The organism is Nocardioides sp. (genome assembly GCF_031422975.1).
In the GTDB taxonomy this organism is placed as follows: domain Bacteria; phylum Actinomycetota; class Actinomycetes; order Propionibacteriales; family Nocardioidaceae; genus Nocardioides.
Genome location: NZ_JANPEO010000468.1, coordinates 1 through 1,657, shown reverse-complemented (window position 1 = coordinate 1,657; position 1,657 = coordinate 1). Strand labels below are relative to the sequence as shown.

At 70.9% G+C, this 1,657-nt stretch carries 2 protein-coding genes; one reads left to right on the top strand and one right to left on the bottom strand.

Annotated elements, in window-relative coordinates:
- The coding region (locus RMO85_RS13945) for a stealth conserved region 3 domain-containing protein (RefSeq protein ID WP_310529330.1) at positions 1-675 on the top strand (675 nt) is incomplete at its 5' end.
- 115 nt (positions 676-790) lie between these two features.
- On the opposite strand, the gene RMO85_RS13940 is transcribed toward RMO85_RS13945, so the two are convergent.
- The coding region (locus RMO85_RS13940) for a hypothetical protein (protein WP_310529329.1) at positions 791-1,657 on the bottom strand (867 nt) is incomplete at its 5' end.

The following is a 1,657-nucleotide window of genomic DNA, read 5'->3' as shown; positions in this document are numbered from 1 at the left end:
ACGCTCGTCGACCATCGCGACATCCTCCCCGAGGATGCGCTGCCGACCTTCAACTCGCAGGCCATCGAGACCTCGCTGCACAAGATCCCCGGACTGGCCGAGCACTTCATCTACGTCAACGACGACGTTCTCCTGGGCCGCGCCACCCGCCCCGAGCTGTTCTTCTCCCCCGGCGGCGCCGCTGCCGCCTTCCTCGGTGATGCCTCCATCGGCATGCCCGGCACGGCCGACAAGCCGTTCCTGCACGCGGCCGCCAACAACCGGGCCCTGCTGAGGGAGGCGTTCGGCGTCGAGATCACCCAGCTGATGGCGCACTCGCCGCACCCGCAGCGGGTATCGGTGCTCGCCGAGATCGAGGACCGCTTCCCCGAGGCGCTCGCCAGCACCGCCCGCGCCCCGTTCCGGAGCCCGACCGACGTCTCGCTGCTCTCCAACCTCGCGCAGCACTACGGGCTCGTCACCGGGCAGGCATTTCCAGCGACGGCCCAGCATGCGTTCGTCGACCTCAGCAACGCCCGGGTCGAACGACAGCTCAAGCAGCTGCGGGCGCGCGACCACGACTTCTTCTGCGTGGGCGACCACCACGAGTTCGCTCATCGACCGGACACCGTCGACGCGATGCTCGCCGGCTTCCTCGAGGACTACTTCCCGCTCGTCGCACCGTGGGAGCGGTGAGCCCCGGGGCGTCCGGGCGGAGGACGTGCACGAGCCCGGGGTCACCCTCCTCCTGACGATCAGGGACCTGACGCCGGCGCCTCGAGAGTCAGGTTTTGGGGCGCCGCGCAGGGCCTCAGCGGCGGAAGAAGCCGGGCTTGCGGCGTGCGGCCAGCTCGGCCTTCGTCGCCTCGAGCTCGCGGCGGAGCTCATCGAGCTGCGCGTCCTTCTTGCGGCGTACGTCGCGCCTGCCCTCGGCGACCCGAGCGGTCGTGGCGTCCATCGCGATCGCCTCGGAGAAGTCGAAGAGCTCGCCGTACTCCTCCTGCAGCCCCGCCAGCGCCCCGATCGCCTCGCTCGAGGAGGGTGCGTCGACCAGCACGTTCATCGCCTGCCACGTCCGCTCGGCGAGATCACGCAGCTGGTCCGGTACGGCGATGTCGTCCCACGAGATCGCCGACCGGTTCAGCCTGGCGTCGATGAAGTCATCGACGTCGTGGGGCGCCTCGGTGCGGAGGTCGGCGTTGAAGGTCAGCCCGGTCTGCTCCCCCGCGAGGCGCAGGGCCGTGCGCCAGTCGGCCAGCAGGTCGGGATACCTCACGAACGCTCGTGGCAGCGACCGCGTCGACCGCTCGGTCTCGAAGGCGGCGTTGACCCACGCCGCGATGTTGGCCGTCTCGCGCTGGCGGCGGAAGGTCGGGGTCTGCTCGGTGAGGTAGGCCGAGTCGCGCGAGCGCACCACCTCGGTCGGGTGCCGCAGCATCGTCAGCGTGCTCACCTCGACGCCGAGCTCGGCTGCGACGCGCGTCCACACCGGCAGGATCCAGAATGCGCGCGGGTCCTTGACCAGGATCTGCGCGGCGTCGAGCTGTCCGCCCAGCCACTCGCGGAGCTCGGCCTCGACCTCGGGCCGACTGCCCGCCTGGGCCGCGATCGCGCCCGCGGTCGGGCGGGTGTCGATCGTGCGCACCGGCACCGGGTTGAGCACACGCTTGTGGAACTC